Genomic DNA, 18,633 nt, shown 5'->3' with positions numbered 1-18,633 from the left:
CCGATTAAACTGTGCCTAACCTGTGTATCTGCCCGGGCTCAGAACGCCTCTTCGGCCACCTTCATGATCTCGTCGTCGATGGCCTCGATGACGCCGCGCAGCGAGGTGAGCTTCGGCAGCATGTTCTTGGCGAAGAACGCCGCGGTCGCGATCTTGCCCCGATAGAACGCTTCGTCATTCCCGGGCCCATCGGCCAGCGCGCGGGTCGCGATGCCGGCCTGCACCAGCAACCGCCAGCCGATCAGCAGATCGCCGACCGCGAGCAGATAGCGCACCGATCCTAGCCCCACCTTGTAGATCTCGGTCGGGTGCTGCGTTGCGGACATCAGGTAGCCGGTCAGCGCGCCCGTCATCGCCGTGACATCGTCGTACGCGGTCTGGACCAGCTGGGCGATCGGCTTGAGCGCCTCGTCGCAGTCGTCGATGGTCGCGGTGATCTGAGTCGTCAAGAACTGCAGGGCCTGACCCCGGTCGCGCACGATCTTGCGGAAGAAGAAGTCCAGCGCCTGGATGGCGGTGGTGCCCTCATAGAGCGAGTCGATCTTGGAATCGCGGATGTACTGCTCGAGCGGATAGTCGGCCAAAAAGCCGGAGCCGCCCAACGTCTGCAGTGACTCAGTCAGTACCTCATAGGCGCGCTCCGAGCTGACCCCCTTGACGATCGGCAGCAGCAGATCGTCGATGCGGTGTGCCATCTCGGGATTTGCGCCCGAAACACGTTGGGCCACAGCATCATCCTGATGTGCGGCGGCATACATGTAGAGCGCGCGCAGCCCCTCCGCGTACGCCTTCTGGGTCATCAGGCTGCGACGCACGTCGGGATGGTGAATGATCGTGACCCGCGGTGCGGTCTTGTCGGACATCTGCGTCAGGTCCGCACCCTGCACCCGCTCCTTGGCGAAGGCCAGCGCGTTCAGGTAACCGGTGGACAGCGTGCCGGCCGCTTTGACGCCAATCGTCATGCGCGCCTGCTCGATCACGGTGAACATCTGCGCAATGCCCCGGTGCACATCGCCGACCAGGTAACCGACAGCGGGGACATCCGTTGCGCCGAAAGTCAATTCGCACGTGGGGGAGGACTTGATGCCCATCTTGTGTTCCACCCCGGTGACGTAAACGCCGTTGCGGGGGCCGAGTTCGAAGGTCTCGGGGTCGAACAGGAAGTTGGGCACGTAGAACAGGCTCAGCCCCTTGGTGCCCGGTCCGGCGCCCTCCGGGCGGGCCAGCACCAGATGGAAGATGTTCTCGGCGGTATCGCCCACGTCGCCGCCGGAGATGAAGCGCTTGACGCCCTCGATGTGCCAGGTGCCGTCGGGTTGTTCGATGGCTTTGGCGCGGCCTGCGCCGACGTCGGAGCCCGCGTCGGGTTCGGTGAGCACCATGGTGGCCGCCCAGCCCCGCTCCACGCCCTGCGCGGCCCATTGCCGCTGCTGCTCGTTGCCCTCGACATACAACGCCTGAGACATGAAGGGGCCCAGGCAAAAGAAGTTCGCCGACGGATTGGCGCAGATGAGCATCTCGTTGACCGCCCAGGCCAGCGGCGGCGGGGCGGGCATGCCGCCGATCTCTTCGGCCATGCCCAGCCGCCACCAGCCGGCCTCCTTGAGCGCCGCCACCGTCTTGGCCAACTCGTCGGGCACCGTGATCTTGTGCTCGGCCGGGTCGAATACCGGCGGATTGCGGTCCGCGAAGGCGAAGGATTCGGCCACCGGCCCTTCGGCGAGGCGAGCGGCTTCGGCCAATATCGTTTTGACCGTGTCCTCGTCGAGGTCACTGTAGCCGCCGGTGCCCAAAACAGCGCCGACATCGAGCACTTCGAAAAGGTTGAACTCGATATCACGAACGTTTGCGATGTAGTGGCCCAACGCGATTCCCTCACTGGTCCTCGAGACGGCGGATCGTCAGGCCCAGTCTGTCGGACGCGGGAAAACGTACGCAACCGTAACCAGCCCCGGTCGGGCGAGGCCGTAGTGGCCGCGCGCGTCGATAGCCGCATTCCGGACTCCGGGCACATCGGGGAACATCGGGTCGGCGCCGGGCGTTACGGCAAATGTGACAACACTTGATCTCACCGCTGAGAAGTTCAACGAAACCATCGCGGGCAACGACATCGTGCTCGTCGACTTCTGGGCGTCCTGGTGCGGCCCATGCCGCCAGTTCGGTCCCACTTTCCAGGCGTCGGCGGAAAAACACCCCGACATCGTGCACGCCAAAGTCGACACCGAGGCCGAACAACAGCTGGCCGCGGCGGCCCAGATCCGGTCTATCCCGACACTGATGGCGTTCAAGAAGGGCAAACTGCTGTTCAACCAGCCCGGTGCCCTGCCGCCGGCCGCCCTGGAGGACCTGGTCGCCCAAGTCCGTGCCTTCGACGTCGACGCCGCCGAGGCCGAGGCCGGGCAAGCCGAATAAGCCGCGCCGCGCTGCGCGCAGACCACGGTCAGCTACGCGCTAGGTTGCATGGGTGAGTTTGGTACTGGTAGACCACCCGCGGCCCGGCGTGGCGCTGATAACCCTGAATCGACCTGAGCGGATGAACTCCATGGCGTTCGACGTCATGCTCCCGCTCAAGGAGGCGCTGGAAAAGGTCACTTACGACAATTCGGTACGCGTGGTCGTGCTGACCGGGGCCGGTCGCGGCTTTTCCTCCGGCGCCGATCACAAGTCCGCGGGCTCGGTGCCCCACGTCGATGGCCTGACCCGCCCGACATACGCGCTGCGCTCCATGGAGATCCTCGACGAGGTGATCCTGGCGCTGCGCCGGCTGCACCAACCGGTGATCGCCGCGGTCAACGGTCCCGCCATCGGCGGCGGCCTGTGCCTGGCCCTGGCCGCCGACATCCGGGTGGCCTCGACCAGCGCGTACTTCCGCGCCGCCGGCATCAACAACGGGCTGACCGCCAGCGAACTGGGGCTGTCCTACCTGCTGCCGCGGGCGATCGGCTCGTCGCGCGCCTTCGAGATCATGCTGACCGGTCGCGATATCAGCGCCGAGGAGGCCGAGCGCATCGGGCTGGTGTCCTGCCAGGTGCCCGATGAGCAACTCCTGGACACCTGCTACGCCATCGCCGCGCGGATAGCGGCCTTCTCGCGGCCGGGCATCGAGTTGACCAAGCGCACACTGTGGAGTGGACTGGACGCCGGTAGCCTGGAAGGGCACATGCAAGCCGAAGGCTTGGGACAGCTATTCGTCCGCCTGCTCACCGCCAACTTCGAAGAAGCGGTTACCGCGCGCGCAGAACGACGACCACCGGTGTTCACCGACGACAAATAGGCGTCTTTTAAACAAATAGGCGTCTTTTCAACAAGGAGAGCGATCGTGATCACGGCCACGGACCTCGAGGTCCGCGCTGGTGCGCGCATCCTGCTCTCCCCGGACGGTCCCGACCTGCGCGTGCAGCCCGGCGACCGCATCGGGCTGGTGGGCCGCAACGGCGCCGGCAAGACCACCACGCTGCGCATCTTGGCTGGGGAGACCGAACCCTACGCGGGCGCGATCAACCGCGTCGGCGAAATCGGTTATCTGCCACAGGATCCCAAAGAGGGCGACCTCGACGTGCTGGCCCGCGACCGGGTGCTGTCGGCCCGCGGGCTCGACGTGTTGCTGACCGACCTGGAAAAGCAGCAGGCGTTGATGGCCGAGGTCGCCGATGATGACGCCCGCGACCGCGCGATCCGCCGGTACGGGCAGCTGGAGGAGCGTTTCGTCGCCCTGGGCGGCTATGGCGCGGAAAGCGAAGCGAGCCGCATCTGCGCGAGTCTGGGCCTGCCGGAACGGGTGCTGACGCAGCAGCTGCGCACGCTGTCTGGCGGGCAGCGCCGCCGGGTGGAGCTGGCCCGCATCCTGTTCGCCGCGTCGGAAGGCGGCGCGGGGATGTCGGGTTCGTCGACCACGCTGCTGCTCGACGAGCCGACCAACCACCTGGACGCGGATTCCATCGGCTGGCTGCGTGATTTTCTGCGCGCGCACACCGGCGGGCTGGTGATCATCAGCCACAACGTCGAACTGCTCGCCGACGTCGTCAACCGGGTGTGGTTCCTGGACGCGGTGCGCGGCGAGGTCGACGTCTACAACATGACGTGGCAGAAATACCTCGACGCGCGGGCCACCGACGAGCAGCGCCGGCGCCGGGAACGCGCCAACGCCGAACGCAAGGCCACCGCGCTGCGCTCGCAGGCCGCCAAGCTCGGCGCCAAGGCCACCAAAGCCGTTGCAGCGCAAAACATGTTGCGTCGTGCCGACCGGATGATGGCCGCGCTCGACGACGAGCGGGTGGCCGACAAGGTGGCCCGCATCAAGTTCCCCAACCCGGCCACGTGCGGGCGCACGCCGCTGGTGGCCACCGGGTTGAGCAAGTCCTACGGGTCGCTGGAGGTGTTCACCGGTGTCGACCTGGCGATCGACCGCGGCTCTCGGGTGGTGGTGCTGGGCCTCAACGGCGCCGGCAAGACCACCTTGCTGAGAATCCTGGCCGGCACCGAGGCGCCCGACACCGGGGGACTCGAGCCCGGACACGGGCTGCGGATCGGCTACTTCGCCCAGGAGCACGACACGCTCGACAACGACGCGACTGTGTGGGAGAACATCCGCCACGCCGCACCGGATTCGGGCGAGCAGGACCTGCGCGGCCTGTTGGGCGCGTTCATGTTCAGCGGCCCCCAGCTCGACCAGCCGGCGGGGACCCTGTCCGGCGGCGAGAAGACCCGGCTCGCGCTGGCCGGGTTGGTGGCCTCGACCGCCAACGTGCTGTTGCTCGACGAGCCGACGAACAACCTCGACCCGGCCTCGCGCGAGCAGGTGCTCGACGCGCTGCGCAGCTACCAGGGCGCGGTGGTTTTGGTGACGCACGACCCCGGTGCCGCCGAGGCGCTCGACCCGCAACGCGTCGTGTTGTTGCCCGACGGCACCGAGGACTTCTGGTCCGACGAATACCGGGATCTCATCGAACTCGCCTGACTTCGCGTGCGATTTCGCGAAATCGGCCCGCGGCCGACAGCGGCTTCTTACTCTGGGTGCTTGCGATCGTGTCCTGCGCCGGAGGAACCATGAAGAGAACACTGCATAGGTCGGCCAAGTCACGCGACCAGTTGTTGGACGAACTGCGCCACGCCTACGAAGGCGGCGCCAGCATCCGCAGCCTGGTCGCGAAGACCGGCAGGTCGTACGGGTCGGTTCACAGCTTGCTGCGGGAGTCGGGCACCACAATGCGCAGCCGCGGCGGCCCCAACCGGACCGCCAAGATCGCGCGGGCGTAGCGTCACTGCGAAATCACGTCCCCTTGTTCGCAGTGACGTTACGATCGCTTCTCAGAGTCGTTGCGGCGCACCGAGTTTTCCACCAGGTCCAGGACCGCGGATAGGCGCCGGGGATCCTCGCCGGACGCCGATCGGGCCACCAGGCCGTCGAGCACCAACTCCAGATAGCACTGCAGCACGTCGCCGGGCACGTCGTCGCGCACCCGGTGTGCCTCCTTCTGCCGGCGTAACCGATCGGTGGTCGCCGCTGCCAGCTCGGCCGAACGTTCCGCCCATCCCTGGCTGAACGCGGGATCGTTGCGCAGCTTGCGGGCGATCTCCAATCTGGTGGCCAGCCAGTCGAACTGGTCCGGCGCGGCCAGCATGTCGCGCATCACCTGGATGAGTCCGGCGCGGGAAGCCACGTCGGCCATCCGCTCGGCGTCCTCGTGGGCGAGGGCGAAGAACAACGCGTCCTTGTCCCGGAAGTGGTGGAAGATCGCGCCACGCGACATCCCGATCGCCTTCTCCAGCCGGCGCACCGTCGCTTGCTCGTAGCCGTATTCGGCAAAGCAACGGCGGGCGCCGTCGAGGATCTGGCGGCGTCGAGCCGCCAGATGGTCCTCGCTGACCTTGGGCACGGGGGGAGGTGGATTCGGGCCGGGACTAGCCGGACTTGAGCATGTTGCGCAGCACGTACTGCAGGATGCCGCCGTTGCGGTAGTAGTCGGCCTCGCCGGGGGTGTCGATGCGCACCACCGCGTCGAACTCGATGTCGTCTCCGTCCTCCTTGGCGGCCTTGACGTGCACCGTCTTCGGCGTCTTGCCGTCGTTGAGTTCTTCGATCCCGGTGATGTCGAACACCTCGGTGCCGTCGATACCCAGATCCGTGGCCGACTTGCCGTCGGGGAACTGCAACGGGATCACGCCCATGCCGATCAGGTTGGAGCGGTGAATGCGCTCGAACGACTCGGCGATCACCGCGCGAACGCCGAGCAGCCGCGTTCCCTTGGCGGCCCAGTCTCGCGACGAGCCCGACCCGTATTCCTTACCGCCCAGCACCACCAGCGGAATGTCTTGTGCCGCATAGTTTTGCGCCGCGTCGTAGATGAACGCCTGCGGTGCGCCGTCCTGGGTGAAGTCGCGGGTGTAGCCGCCGGACACGTCGTCGAGCAGCAGGTTGCGCAGCCGGATGTTGGCGAACGTGCCGCGGATCATCACCTCGTGGTTGCCGCGCCGCGAGCCGAAGGAGTTGTAGTCCTTGCGTTCCACGCCGTGCTCGTCGAGGTACTGCGCCGCCGGGGTCCCCGGCTTGATGCTGCTGGCGGGAGAGATGTGGTCGGTGGTCACCGAATCGCCCAGCAGCGCCAGCACCCGGGCGCCGGTGATGTCGGTGACCGGCTCGGGCTCGGCCGGCATGCCGTCGAAGTACGGGGGCTTGCGGACGTAGGTCGAATCCGGGTCCCACTCAAAGGTGTTGCCGCTCGGGGTGGGCAGGTTGCGCCACCGTTCGTCGCCCTTGAACACGTCGCGGTAGTTCTTGGTGAACATCTCCTGATTGATCGCCGAGGCGATGGTGTCGGAGACGTCCTGCTGCGAAGGCCAGATGTCCTTGAGATAGACCTCGTTGCCTTCTTTATCCTTGCCCAGCGGCTGGGACTCGAAGTCGAAGTCCATGGTGCCGGCCAGCGCGTAGGCGACCACCAGCGGCGGCGACGCCAGGTAGTTCATTTTGACGTCGGGGTTGATGCGGCCCTCGAAGTTCCGGTTGCCCGAGAGCACGGCGGTCACCGACAGGTCGTTGTCGTTGATGGCCTTGGAGATTTCGTCGGGCAGCGGACCGGAGTTGCCGATGCAGGTGGTGCAGCCGTAGCCGACCAGGTAGAAGCCGAGCTTCTCCAGATACGGCCACAGGCCGGCCTTGTCGTAGTAGTCGTTGACCACCTGCGAGCCGGGCGCCATGGTGGTCTTGACCCACGGCTTGGACGACAGTCCCTTCTCGACGGCGTTGCGGGCCAGCAGCGCGGCGCCCAGCATCACCTCGGGGTTGGAGGTGTTGGTGCACGACGTGACCGCGGCGATCACCACCGCGCCGTGGTCCAGCACGAATTCGCCGCGCTCGTCGGACTTTACGGTCACCGGGCTGCTCGGGCGGCCCTTGGCATGTGCGGCCGCCGAGTGCACCTCGGGAACGTCGTCGGCATGTCCGTTCGACACCGCGCCGGGATCGCTGGCCGGGAAGGTCTCCTCGACCGACTCGTCCAGCTTCGAATAGCCCTGCTGGCCGTCCGCGTCACCATCGACGTAGCTGAGGATCTGCTCGCGGAACGTGGACTTGGCGGCCGACAAGGCGATTCGGTCCTGCGGGCGCTTGGGCCCCGCGATCGACGGCACCACCGTGGAGAGGTCGAGCTCGAGGTACTCCGAGAACGCGGGCTCGTGGTCGGGGTCGTGCCACAGCCCCTGCTCTTTGGCGTAGGTCTCCACGAGTGCCAGCTGCTCCTCGGTACGCCCGGTGAACCTCAGGTAGGAGATGGTCTCCTCGTCGATGGGGAAAATTGCTGCGGTGGAACCGAATTCGGGGCTCATGTTGCCCAGCGTGGCGCGGTTGGCCAGCGGCACCTCAGAAACACCCTTGCCGTAGAACTCGACGAACTTGCCGACGACACCGTGCTTGCGCAGCATCTCGGTGACGGTCAGCACGACGTCGGTGGCGGTGACGCCGGCTTGGATTTCACCGGTCAGCTTGAAGCCGACGACGCGCGGGATCAGCATCGACACCGGCTGGCCCAGCATCGCGGCCTCGGCCTCGATGCCGCCGACGCCCCAGCCCAGCACCCCGAGGCCGTTGACCATCGTGGTGTGCGAGTCGGTTCCCACGCACGTGTCGGGGTAGGCGACCCCGTCGCGCTCCATCACCACACTGGCCAGGTACTCGATGTTGACCTGGTGCACGATGCCGGTGCCCGGGGGCACCACCTTGAAGTCCTGGAAAGCCCCCTGGCCCCAGCGCAGGAACTGGTAGCGCTCACCGTTGCGCTGGTACTCGATCTCGACGTTGCGCTCGAACGCGTCGGCGGTGCCGAACAGGTCGGCGATCACCGAGTGGTCGATCACCAGGTCGGCGGGCGCGAGCGGGTTGACCTTGTCCGCCTTGCCGCCGAGGTCGCCGATGGCCTCGCGCATGGTGGCCAGGTCGACGATGCAGGGCACACCGGTGAAGTCCTGCATTACCACGCGGGCGGGCGTGTACTGAATCTCAATGCTGGGTTCCGCCTTGGGATCCCAGTTCGCGATGGCCTCGATGTGGTCCTTGGTGATGTTGGCGCCGTCCTCGTTGCGCAACAGGTTCTCGGCCAGCACCTTGAGGCTGTAGGGGAGCTTCTCGGTGTTGGGGACGGCATCGAGACGATAGATCTGGTAACTCTGGTCGCCGACCTTGAGGGTGTCGCGGGCTTCGAACGAATTCACAGAATCACTCACTTCAACTCCCAGAGTCTTTAGTTCTCCCACCGCGACGGGCTGGCGTCGGTGGGTCGTCCAAACGATGAGGCCAACTTTAACAGTACGCTTGTCCTGCATTACGACGGCACTCCTGATTTTCAGTCTTGTCGCCGGGGCCGCCGGTTTAAACCCCCGACAGTGAAGTCGCGTACGGTGCCTCTAGCACTACCGCAGGAGGCGCAGATGACCGGGCACGAGTCGTTCGTTGCACCGCTACCGCAGGACACCGTGTTCTCGCACTCGACGCTGCCGCTTTACATTCCGGTGGACGTCGACATGGCCATGGTGAAGGCTCAGGTCGCCGCCACCGGGGTCAGTGCCGCGCCGTCGGCGATGCCGGGACTGCTCGAGGTGGTCAATCAGGCGCACGCCGAGGGCATCAACCTCAAGATCGTGCTGCTCGACCACAACCCCCCGAATGACACCCCGTTGCGCGACATCTCGACGGTGGTCGGCGCCGACTACCACGACGCGACGGTGCTGACGCTCAGCCCGAGCTACGTCGGCAGCTACAGCACGAAGTTCCCCCGCGTCACGCTCGAGGCCGGCGAGGACATCGCCAAGACCGGCAACCCGGTGGTCTCCGCGCAGCATTTCTTACACGAGCTGGACACGCCCGAGTTTCCCTGGACCGGCCTGACGATTTTCCTGTTGATCGCCGTCTTCGCGGCGGCCGTCGGCACCCGGTTGTTGCAGTTGCGTAGCAGGCGCTCAGCAACGACGGATGACACCGCGGCAGCCCCCGCCGCCGACACCAATTCCGCCGTGTAACCACCGGTATTCGCTTCTTCGGGTTCAATCGACGAACCCTCACCGCCGACTGCGGCAAACCGAGCAGGTCACCGTTCGGTCACATTAAACGCACGTAGAGAGTGCGATTTCGGTGGAGCGTTTGCACGCCCACCGGTGTGACGTACGGTGCAAATGATGCTGGTGTTGTCTTTGGCGCCTTACGTGGAACCTGTGGCCGGCGCCACCCGTCGTGTTGAGCCGTAGGAGACCTGAGTCGAATGAGACGCACACGCTGGGGGTCTTCTGCGCGACCGGCCGCAAGGCTGTTGCGGCCCGTCGTCCCATCCGTTTTGAGCCTGGCGCTGTTGATCGCGACGCCGGGGCTCGCGGAGGCCGATCCCACCGCCGACAACCTGGCCGCACTCATCGCCAACGTCGCCAAGGCCAACCAGCGGCTGCAGAACCTGAGCGCCGAAATCCAGACCGAACAGGAAAGCGTCAACAAGGCCCTGGTCGACGTGGAGACCGCGCGGGACAACGCGGCCACCGCCCAGCACGATGTGGAGACCAGCCAGCAAGCGGTCAAAGACGCCAACATCGCCATCGCCGGGGCGCAGCGCCGCTTCGACACGTTCGCCGCGGCCACCTATATGAACGGTCCGTCGAACAGCTACCTGACGGCGAGCAGCCCCGACGACATCATCGCGACCGAAGCCGCCGCCAAGAACCTGACCACGAGCTCGCAGGCCGTGATGGCCAAGCTGCAGCAGGCCCGCACCGAGCAGGTGAACAAGGAATCGGCGGCGCGGCTGGCCAAGCAGAATGCCGACAAGGCCGCCGCCGACGCCAAGTCCAGTCAGGACGCGGCCGTGGCGGCGCTGACCAATTCCAAGCAGAAGTTCGACCAGCAACGCGAAGACATCATTCGCCTTGCCGCCGAACGGGATCAGGCTCAGGTCAAGCTCGAGGCGGCCAAGCGCGAGGCCGCGCGGCAGTGGTCCGCGGGTACCGGCGGGGCCGCAGCGCCCGCGTCGGGTGACCGGTGGGAGACCGGTTCGCCGGGCGCGCCGGCGCCGTCGTCCGGGGGCCGCCAGTGGGATGGCGCCTGGGACCCGACGTTGCCGATGATCCCGAGCGCCAACGTTCCCGGCGACCCGATCGCGGTGATCAACCAGGTGCTCGGCATCTCGGCCACCTCGACTCAGGTCACCGCCGGTCTGGGCCGTAACTTCCTGCAGCAGATGGGCATTCTCAAGCCAGACGACACCGGCATCACCAACGCGGCGCCCGGTGGCGTCGGCGGGCGCATCCCCCGGGTGTACGGCCGGCAGGCCACCGAATACGTGATCCGGCGCGGCATGTCGCAGATCGGCGTGCCCTACTCCTGGGGTGGCGGCAACGCGGCCGGCCCGAGCAAGGGCATCGACTCCGGGGCCGGCATCACCGGTTTCGACTGTTCGGGCCTGGTGCTGTACTCGTTCGCCGGGGTGGGCATCAAGCTGCCGCACTACTCGGGCTCGCAGTACAACCTGGGCCGCAAGATCCCGTCCGCACAGATGCGCCGTGGCGACGTCATCTTCTACGGGCCGGGCGGCAGCCAGCACGTCACGATCTACCTCGGCGACGGCCAGATGCTCGAGGCCCCCGACATCGGGTTGAAGGTCCGCGTCGCCCCGGTGCGCACCAGCGGCATGACGCCCTACGTGATCCGATACATCGAGTGGTGATCGAGTGAGTACTGAACGGATAGCCATGCGCCGCAATCGGATTCGTCTCATCAACTTCGCCTGGATCACCGCAGTGGTGTCCGGGCTGATGTTTTCTGTGGCGGCCCCGGCTCCTCTCGCCGGTGCCGATCCGGGCCAGTGGGACCCCACACTGCCCGCCCAGATCAGTGCCGGCGCGCCCGGCGACCCGCTCGCCGTCGCCAACGCCTCGCTGCAGGCCACCGCCCAGGCCACCCAGACCACCATGGACCTGGGCAAGCAATTCTTGAGCGGGATCGGGATCAACCTCGGTGGCGATCCTCCCGCCGCGGCGGCCACTCCGAGCAACCCCGGCGCCAAGATTCCGCGGGCAAACGGCCGGCAGGCCATCGAGTACGTGATTCGCCGGATGGGCTCCCAGATGGGGGTGCCGTATTCGTGGGGCGGTGGCTCGCTGGATGGCCCGAGCAAGGGCGTCGGCGACGGCGCCAACATCACCGGCTTCGACTGCTCGGGCCTGATGCGCTACGGGTTCGCCGGGGTCGGCGTGCTGATCCCGCGGTTCTCCGGTGACCAGTACAACGCCGGCCGCCACATCCCGCCGGATCAGGCCCGGCGCGGCGACCTGATCTTCTACGGCCCGGGCGGCAGTCAACACGTCACCATGTACCTGGGCAACGGCCAGATGCTCGAGGCGTCGGGCAGCGCCGCCAAGGTTACGGTCAGCCCGGTTCGTAAGCCCGGCATGACGCCGTTCCTGACCAGGATCATCGAGTACTGATCGCAGTCCAGCGAACCCGCGGCGTCGACGGAATTAGGCGGGCCTGGAATAGTTGGACCAGGGCACGTCGCTGCCCGGCAGTCGTGTCCGTTTGACCTTGGAGGGTTCTTGATGACAGCAGCAGGTGGGCCGCCGCCAGGCGCCAGCGGTTACTCCGGCCCGGGCGGGCAAACCGGCCCGGCCCACGAAGCGCCGGCAGGCGGGGGCAACGGACTGGCTGCCGAGGTGCAGACCCTGGAGCGGGCCATCTTCGAGGTCAAGCGCATCATCGTCGGCCAGGACCAACTGGTGGAGCGGATGCTAGTCGGCCTGTTGTCCAAGGGACACGTGCTGCTCGAGGGTGTGCCCGGCGTGGCCAAGACGCTGGCCGTCGAGACGTTCGCCAAGGTGGTCGGCGGGACGTTCGCGCGCATCCAGTTCACGCCCGACCTGGTGCCCACCGACATCATCGGTACCCGCATCTACCGCCAGGGCAAGGAAGAGTTCGACACCGAGCTCGGCCCGGTGGTGGTCAACTTCCTGCTCGCCGACGAGATCAACCGTGCGCCGGCCAAGGTGCAGTCGGCGCTGCTGGAGGTCATGCAGGAACGCCAGGTTTCGATCGGCGGCAAGAGGTTCCCGCTGCCCAACCCGTTCCTGGTGATGGCGACGCAGAACCCCATCGAGCACGAGGGCGTGTACCCGCTGCCCGAGGCCCAGCGCGACCGCTTCCTGTTCAAGATCAACGTCGGCTACCCGTCACCGGAGGAGGAGCGGGAGATCATCTACCGGATGGGCGTGCGCCCGCCGGAGCCCAAGCAGATCCTCAACACCGGCGACCTGCTGCGACTGCAGGACATCGCGGCCAACGTCTTCGTCCACCACGCGCTGGTCGATTATGTGGTGCGCGTGGTCACCGCCACCCGTCATCCCGAACAGCTCGGCATGAACGACGTCAAGACGTGGATCTCGTTCGGGGCGTCCCCGCGTGCCTCGCTGGGCATCATCGCCGCCGCCCGGTCACTGGCGCTGGTCCGCGGCCGTGACTACGTCATCCCGCAAGACGTCGTCGACGTCATCCCCGACGTGCTGCGCCACCGGCTGGTGCTCACCTACGACGCGCTGGCCGACGAGATCTCCGCCGAGGTCGTCATCAACCGGGTGCTGCAGACGGTTGCCCTGCCTCAGGTGAATGCCGTTCCGCAGCAAGGTCATTCGGTGCCCCCGGTGATGCAACCCGCCGGCGCGGCCAGCGGTCGGTGACCGACCCCAAGCGGCCGGTGGTCCATCCACCATCGATGCAGCGGGGTCAGATCGACGACCCGAAGCTGTCGGCGGCGCTGCGCACCCTCGAGCTCACCGTCAAGCGCAAGCTCGACGGTGTGCTGCACGGCGACCACCTCGGCCTGATCCCGGGCCCTGGCTCGGAGCCGGGGGAGTCGCGCGAGTATCAGCCCGGCGACGATGTCCGCCGGATGGACTGGGCCGTCACCGCGCGCACCACGCACCCGCACGTGCGGCAGATGATCGCCGACCGGGAGCTGGAAACCTGGCTGGTGGTCGACATGTCGGCCAGCCTGGACTTCGGCACCACGGTGTGCGAGAAGCGCGACCTTGCCGTCGCGGCCGCCGCCGCCATCACCTTCCTCAACAGCGGGGGCGGCAACAGGCTGGGCGCGATCGTCTCCACCGGCGCCAACATCACCCGGGTGCCCGCCCGCTCCGGGCGTCAGCACGAGCAGACGTTGCTGCGCACCATCGCCACCACGCCGCGGGCCCCGGTCGGGGTGCGCGGCGACCTGGCGACGGCGATCGACTCGCTGCGCCGCCCGGAGCGCCGCCGCGGCATGGCGGTCATCATCAGCGACTTCCTCGGACCGATCAACTGGATGCGCCCACTACGCGCCGTCGCCGCCCGGCACGAGGTGCTGGCGGTCGAGGTGCTGGACCCCCGCGACGTCGAGCTGCCCGACATCGGCGACGTGGTGCTGCAGGACGCCGAGTCCGGCGTCACCCGTGAATTCACCATCGACGCCCAGCTGCGGGACGATTTCGCCAAGGCCGCCGCGGCGCACCGTGCCGACGTGGCGCGCACCATCCGCAGCTGCGGGGCTCCGATCCTGACGCTGCGCACCGACCGTGACTGGATCGCCGACATCGTGCGCTTTGTCGAATCCCGCCGGCGCGGTGCATTGGCAGGGCGGCAGTGACACTGCCGCTACTCGGCCCAATGTCGTTGTCGGGCTTTGAACATTCGTGGTTCTTTCTGTTCCTGCTCGTCGTCGTAGGGCTGGCCGCGCTCTACATCCTGATGCAGTTGGCGCGGCAGCGTCGCATGCTGCGGTTCGCCAACATGGAGCTGCTGGAAAGCGTCGCCCCCAAACGGCCACCCAGGTGGCGGCACGTGCCCGCGATTCTGCTCATCGCGTCGCTGGTGCTGTTCACCATCGCGATGGCGGGCCCGACGAACGACGTCCGGATTCCCCGCAACCGCGCGGTGGTGATGCTGGTCATCGACGTCTCGCAATCCATGCGCGCCACCGACGTGCAGCCCACCCGGATGGCGGCCGCCCAGGAAGCGGCCAAGCAGTTCGCCGACGAGCTCACCCCGGGCATCAACCTCGGGCTGATCGCCTATGCCGGGACCGCGACGGTGTTGGTATCGCCGACGACCAACCGCGAATCGACCAAGACCGCGCTGGACAAGCTGCAGTACGCCGACCGCACCGCGACCGGGGAGGGCATCTTCACCGCCCTGCAGGCCATCGCGACGGTGGGCGCGGTGATCGGCGGCGGCGACAAACCGCCGCCGGCGCGCATCGTGCTGTTCTCCGATGGCAAGGAGACGATGCCGACCAACCCGGATAACCCGAAGGGCGCCTTCACCGCCGCGCGCACCGCCAAGGACCAGGGCGTGCCGATCTCCACCATCTCCTTCGGCACCCCGTACGGCTTCGTCGAGATCAACGACCAGCGTCAGCCGGTGCCCGTCGACGACGAGACGCTGAGGAAGGTCGCCCAGCTCTCGGGTGGGAACGCCTACAGCGCAGCGTCATTGCAGGAACTGAAATCCGTGTACGCGACGCTGCAGCAGCAGATCGGCTACGAGACCATCAAGGGCGACGCCAGCGTGGGCTGGGTGCGGCTGGGCGCGGTGGTGCTGGCGCTGGCCGCACTGGCGGCCCTGCTGATCAACCGGCGCCTGCCGACCTAGCGTTCGGGCGCATCGCTGCCGACCTCCGCGTCGGCGAGCGTAACGCCACTGCGACGGCCGGCTGGAAATTACGCACTGGCGTTACGCTCGGCGCGCTCGCGCTCGGGCCACGCGGCGAATGATGTCGTCGGGGTGGTGCTCGGCCACGACTCGAATCACGAGCCACCCGTGGCGTTCCAGCATTTCCAGCCGGCGGATGTCCTTGATGTACTGAGCGCGGCTTGACCGATGCTGGTCGCCGTCATACTCGACCGCCACCTTGATGTCTTCCCAGCCCATGTCGAGATATGCCTCAGCCCAACCCCATTCGTTGCGAACCGGAATTTGCGTCTGTGGTCGAGGGAAGCCGGCGTGGATCAGCAACAGGCGCAGCCACGTCTCCTTCGGCGATTGAGCGCCCTCGTCCACCAGTTCAAGAGCCGCTCTGGCGAATCTGATGCCGCGGCGGCCCTTATATCGCTCAACCAGCAGCTCGACATCGGCGAACTTCAACTCGACCGCCTGTGCCAGAGCGTCGATAGCAGCAACTGCGATGCCATGCGGGCATCGCCGTACCAGGTCGACAGCGGTGCGGGCCGGCATGGTCACCCTCATGCCATCCACAACGGCGATCTCGTCGGGGTCGATGCGCTCTTCCCAGACCTCAACTCCCTCGGCGGGTCGGCGATTGGTGTCAATGATCGCGGCGCGCCGCATCGGGTCGATCCACTTGGCGCCGTGAAGGGCAGCCGCCGAGAAACCCGCAAGCACGCCCCGGCGACGCGAGCGCAACCAACACGCCTTGGCACGCAGTACCGCCGTCGGCTCGGCACCACGCGGCACGTACACGTCTTGATGAAGCGCGACGTACCGAGTACGCAGCTCATAGGCGGTGAGCGTGCCCGCGGCCAGAGCCTCGGTGCCCAAGAAAGGGTCCGTCATGGCGAAAGTGTGCCGCCGCCCACCGACACGCGGGCCGAGCGTAACGCCACTGCGACTGCCGGCAAGAAATCACGCACTGGCGTTACGCTCGGCGACCGCCCGGTGACGCTCAGCCGGCGGCGATGACCGCCGACGGCGGGTAGGACGCGGGGATCGGATTGAGATTCGGCACCACCGGGACGCCCGGCGCCACCGGGTCGACGCGGCTGAGCGTGAAGCGCGCCCCGCCGGCCAGCTCCTCCGGTGTGCACATGAACTGAGGGGTGGCCTGGAGCCGCCAGCGTTCCTGCGCCAGGCAGGCACGCTGTCCGTCCCGCGTGGCGGCGTCGAGCAGCGCGAGCGCGTCGGCCCAGGATTCGTCGGTGCGTGTCTGCAGCACGATCGGCTTGCCGTGGGCGTGCACGGTCAGGTACTCGAGCGCGACGGGCACGCCCGTCAGCTCGTCGCGGTCTCTGCGCAGGGAGTCCGTGGTGAGGGCGAGCACCACCCCGACCGCCAGGCTGACGGCCGCGGCGCCGGCCGCCAGGCGGTGGGCGACCAGCTCCGGCCGTGACATCGCCAGCACCACCAGCGCCGACGAGCCCAGGATGAGTAAAACCAGCGGCAACGCGTAGGAGAAGACGCCGATGTAGGACTGCCAGAGATGGTCGACGCCGTACCAGCAGTAGAAGGCGAACAGCGCGGTGGCCAAGGCGGTGACCCGAAGCAGGCGACGGGAGAAGTCGTGCACCGCCTCGTCGATGCCCGGGTGTGCGAGCTTGCGGACCAGCGCCACATCCGCCGCGAACAACGCCACCAGGAACACCGCGCCGAGGGCAGGACCCGGGCCCCAGAACTGCGCGAGAAATCGCGCCGCCGCGACCGGCGGGTTTGGGGCGCGGTGGCCGTAGGCCAGGTACTGCGGAATCTCGCCCGGCCAGTGCAGCATCACGTTGAGCACCATCGGGAGCAGGAACAACGCCAACAAAGCCGAGGCGACCAGCACGTCGCGGCGGTGTGCGAGCAACTGGCGCCGCTGGGGCACGAGCGCCGCCAGCGCAAGCAGGGGCACCAGGAGCAGGAATTCCGCGTGCCCGTGCACCAGCAGGCCGCCGGCGAGCACCATGGCCCACAGGTGGCGCAGTCGGCCGGCCGCCACCGACGCGACCGTGACGAGGTAGAGGAAGAAGGGCGCGAAGCAGGCGTGCGGCATCCAGGTGGAGCACACCAGCTGGGGGTGTTCGGCGAGAAAAATGAGGCTGATGCCGGCCGCGGTGAGCACCGCCGGCGCCGAGCGCACCCACGTATGGAGGATGGTCAGCCCGAGCCCGATCAGCATCGCGTTGAGGGCCATGATCGCGATTGCCTGCCCGTTGTAGGCCGCCGGAACGACACCGGTCACGTCGTGCAGCAACCATTCGCCGACGGCCTGTACATAGAAAAAAGCCGGACCGGGATGGTGGAAACCGACCCTGGAGTAGTGCCCGGTCATCAGGGCGAAGTGCTTGGCTTGCAAGGTGAGAATCGAGTTGGCCGCCGGATCTCCGGCCTCGTAGACAGGATGGCCGAACAGCCCGTGGTTGCGTACCAGCAGCAGGACGAGCAAGCTGCCGCAGCAAACGGCGAAGAGCGCCGAGGCGTGGGTGTCGATCCTCCGGAGACGGGTCGGGGCTGCGGCCATGAGGATCAGATCCTAAGGGAGCCACCCCGGGTGCGCGCAGCGGTGAGTGCCGCGGCCTGGGATGGCGCTGCGCTCGCGCTGAGCCGATTGCAGCTCTGGCCGGCCGAGGCGATAAGTTGGCCGGGTGACTGACGCAGCCACCACACTCGCCGCCAACGGCGTCACACCGGCATTCGTATCCCGTTCAGTCCTGGTCACCGGGGGAAACCGGGGGATCGGGCTGGCGATCGCACAGCGGCTGGCCGCCGACGGCCACAAGGTGGCCATCACGCACCGCGGATCCGGGGCGCCCGAGGGGCTGTTCGGCGTCGAGTGTGACGTCACCGACAACGACGCCATCGACCGCGCCTTCAAAGAGGTCGAGGAGCACCAGGGTCCGGTCGAGGTGCTGGTGTCCAACGCCGGTATCTCCAAGGATGCGTTCCTGATCAGGATGACCGAGGAACGGTTCGAAGAAGTCATCAACGCGAACCTCACCGGCGCGTTCCGAGTGACCCAGCGGGCCTCACGCAGCATGCAGAAAAAGCGGTTCGGCCGGATCATCTACATCGGCTCGGTCTCCGGCAGCTGGGGCATCGGCAACCAGGCCAACTATGCGGCCGCTAAGGCCGGCCTGATCGGCATGGCCCGCTCGATCTCCCGGGAGCTGTCCAAGGCCGGGGTGACCGCGAACGTGGTAGCCCCCGGTTACATCGACACCGAGATGACGCGCGCGCTGGACGAGCGGATTCAGGCCGGGGCGCTGGATTTCATTCCCGCGAAGCGGGTCGGCACCGCCGCGGAGGTCGCCGGGGTGGTCAGCTTCCTGGCCTCCGAAGATGCGAGTTACATCGCCGGTGCGGTCATCCCGGTCGACGGCGGCATGGGCATGGGCCACTGAGTTCCACCACGACACAAGGAT

The 18,633-nt window shown here is 67.2% G+C and carries 16 protein-coding genes; 11 read left to right on the top strand and 5 right to left on the bottom strand.

The genetic code is table 11. The features are described 5' to 3' along the window. Positions 1–38: 38 nt before the first annotated feature. Positions 39–1,865, bottom strand: coding sequence for an acyl-CoA dehydrogenase (locus MTY59_RS24200; protein WP_221043396.1), 1,827 nt, complete (start codon positions 1,863–1,865; stop codon positions 39–41). Positions 1,866–2,052: 187 nt separating this feature from the next. Here MTY59_RS24200 and trxA point away from each other — a divergent pair, with 187 nt between their 5' ends. The 4 genes from trxA (at position 2,053) to MTY59_RS24180 (ending at position 5,256) form a co-directional block, all read left to right on the top strand. Further along, positions 2,053–2,412 (top strand): thioredoxin, encoded by a 360-nt coding sequence (gene trxA / locus MTY59_RS24195; protein WP_221043395.1) that lies wholly within the window; start codon positions 2,053–2,055, stop codon positions 2,410–2,412. Positions 2,413–2,464: 52 nt separating this feature from the next. Continuing rightward, a complete protein-coding gene (locus MTY59_RS24190; RefSeq protein WP_221043394.1) occupies positions 2,465–3,274 on the top strand; it encodes an enoyl-CoA hydratase in 810 nt (269 codons plus the stop codon). 45 nt (positions 3,275–3,319) lie between these two features. After that, a complete protein-coding gene (locus MTY59_RS24185; RefSeq protein WP_221043393.1) occupies positions 3,320–4,957 on the top strand; it encodes an ABC-F family ATP-binding cassette domain-containing protein in 1,638 nt (545 codons plus the stop codon). An 89-nt stretch (positions 4,958–5,046) separates the two neighbouring features. Next, positions 5,047–5,256 (top strand): helix-turn-helix domain-containing protein, encoded by a 210-nt coding sequence (locus MTY59_RS24180; RefSeq protein ID WP_415823262.1) that lies wholly within the window; start codon positions 5,047–5,049, stop codon positions 5,254–5,256. Between the two features lie 38 nt (positions 5,257–5,294). Here the strand turns inward: MTY59_RS24180 and MTY59_RS24175 are convergent, their stop codons facing one another. Then, the gene (locus tag MTY59_RS24175; RefSeq protein WP_221043392.1) at positions 5,295–5,876 is read right to left on the bottom strand and encodes a TetR/AcrR family transcriptional regulator; all 582 of its coding nucleotides are present in this window, start codon (positions 5,874–5,876) and stop codon (positions 5,295–5,297) included. A 25-nt stretch (positions 5,877–5,901) separates the two neighbouring features. Next, positions 5,902–8,718 (bottom strand): aconitate hydratase, encoded by a 2,817-nt coding sequence (locus tag MTY59_RS24170; RefSeq protein ID WP_221043391.1) that lies wholly within the window; start codon positions 8,716–8,718, stop codon positions 5,902–5,904. Positions 8,719–8,922: 204 nt separating this feature from the next. Here MTY59_RS24170 and MTY59_RS24165 point away from each other — a divergent pair, with 204 nt between their 5' ends. The 6 genes from MTY59_RS24165 to MTY59_RS24140 all read left to right on the top strand — a co-directional run bounded on the left by MTY59_RS24165 (position 8,923) and on the right by MTY59_RS24140 (position 15,151). After that, on the top strand, positions 8,923–9,510 hold the full coding sequence (locus MTY59_RS24165; RefSeq protein WP_347881597.1) for an Rv1476 family membrane protein: 588 nt from the start codon (positions 8,923–8,925) through the stop codon (positions 9,508–9,510). Positions 9,511–9,749: 239 nt separating this feature from the next. Further along, positions 9,750–11,198 (top strand): NlpC/P60 family peptidoglycan endopeptidase RipA, encoded by a 1,449-nt coding sequence (gene ripA / locus MTY59_RS24160; protein WP_221043390.1) that lies wholly within the window; start codon positions 9,750–9,752, stop codon positions 11,196–11,198. A gap of 25 nt (positions 11,199–11,223) precedes the next feature. After that, on the top strand, positions 11,224–11,958 hold the full coding sequence (gene ripB / locus MTY59_RS24155; RefSeq protein WP_221046631.1) for an NlpC/P60 family peptidoglycan endopeptidase RipB: 735 nt from the start codon (positions 11,224–11,226) through the stop codon (positions 11,956–11,958). A 111-nt stretch (positions 11,959–12,069) separates the two neighbouring features. Further along, positions 12,070–13,200, top strand: a complete 1,131-nt coding sequence (moxR1, locus tag MTY59_RS24150; RefSeq protein ID WP_221043389.1) for a chaperone MoxR1 — start codon at positions 12,070–12,072, stop codon at positions 13,198–13,200. Beyond that, positions 13,197–14,147 (top strand): DUF58 domain-containing protein, encoded by a 951-nt coding sequence (locus MTY59_RS24145; protein WP_221043388.1) that lies wholly within the window; start codon positions 13,197–13,199, stop codon positions 14,145–14,147. Before moxR1 ends, MTY59_RS24145 begins: the two co-directional genes overlap by 4 nt. Then, a complete protein-coding gene (locus MTY59_RS24140) occupies positions 14,144–15,151 on the top strand; it encodes a VWA domain-containing protein (RefSeq protein WP_221043387.1) in 1,008 nt (335 codons plus the stop codon). Before MTY59_RS24145 ends, MTY59_RS24140 begins: the two co-directional genes overlap by 4 nt. Before the next feature lie 81 nt (positions 15,152–15,232). On the opposite strand, the gene MTY59_RS24135 is transcribed toward MTY59_RS24140, so the two are convergent. Together MTY59_RS24135 and MTY59_RS24130 are read right to left on the bottom strand one after the other, a co-directional pair. Next, positions 15,233–16,072 carry a type IV toxin-antitoxin system AbiEi family antitoxin gene (locus MTY59_RS24135; protein WP_221043386.1) on the bottom strand — a complete coding sequence of 280 codons (840 nt, stop codon included), beginning with the start codon at positions 16,070–16,072 and terminating at the stop codon, positions 15,233–15,235. A 109-nt stretch (positions 16,073–16,181) separates the two neighbouring features. Then, the gene (locus MTY59_RS24130; protein WP_221043385.1) at positions 16,182–17,732 is read right to left on the bottom strand and encodes a hypothetical protein; all 1,551 of its coding nucleotides are present in this window, start codon (positions 17,730–17,732) and stop codon (positions 16,182–16,184) included. Positions 17,733–17,856: 124 nt separating this feature from the next. On the opposite strand from MTY59_RS24130, the gene fabG1 reads away from it, so the two are divergent. Further along, positions 17,857–18,612: a 3-oxoacyl-ACP reductase FabG1 gene (gene fabG1, locus MTY59_RS24125; protein WP_221043384.1), complete on the top strand. Its 756-nt coding sequence runs from the start codon at positions 17,857–17,859 to the stop codon at positions 18,610–18,612. Positions 18,613–18,633 lie beyond the last annotated feature (21 nt).

Origin of the sequence: Mycobacterium senriense, assembly GCF_019668465.1 — a bacterium.
Lineage (GTDB): Bacteria > Actinomycetota > Actinomycetes > Mycobacteriales > Mycobacteriaceae > Mycobacterium > Mycobacterium senriense.
This window is presented reverse-complemented; position numbering and strand designations above follow the sequence as displayed.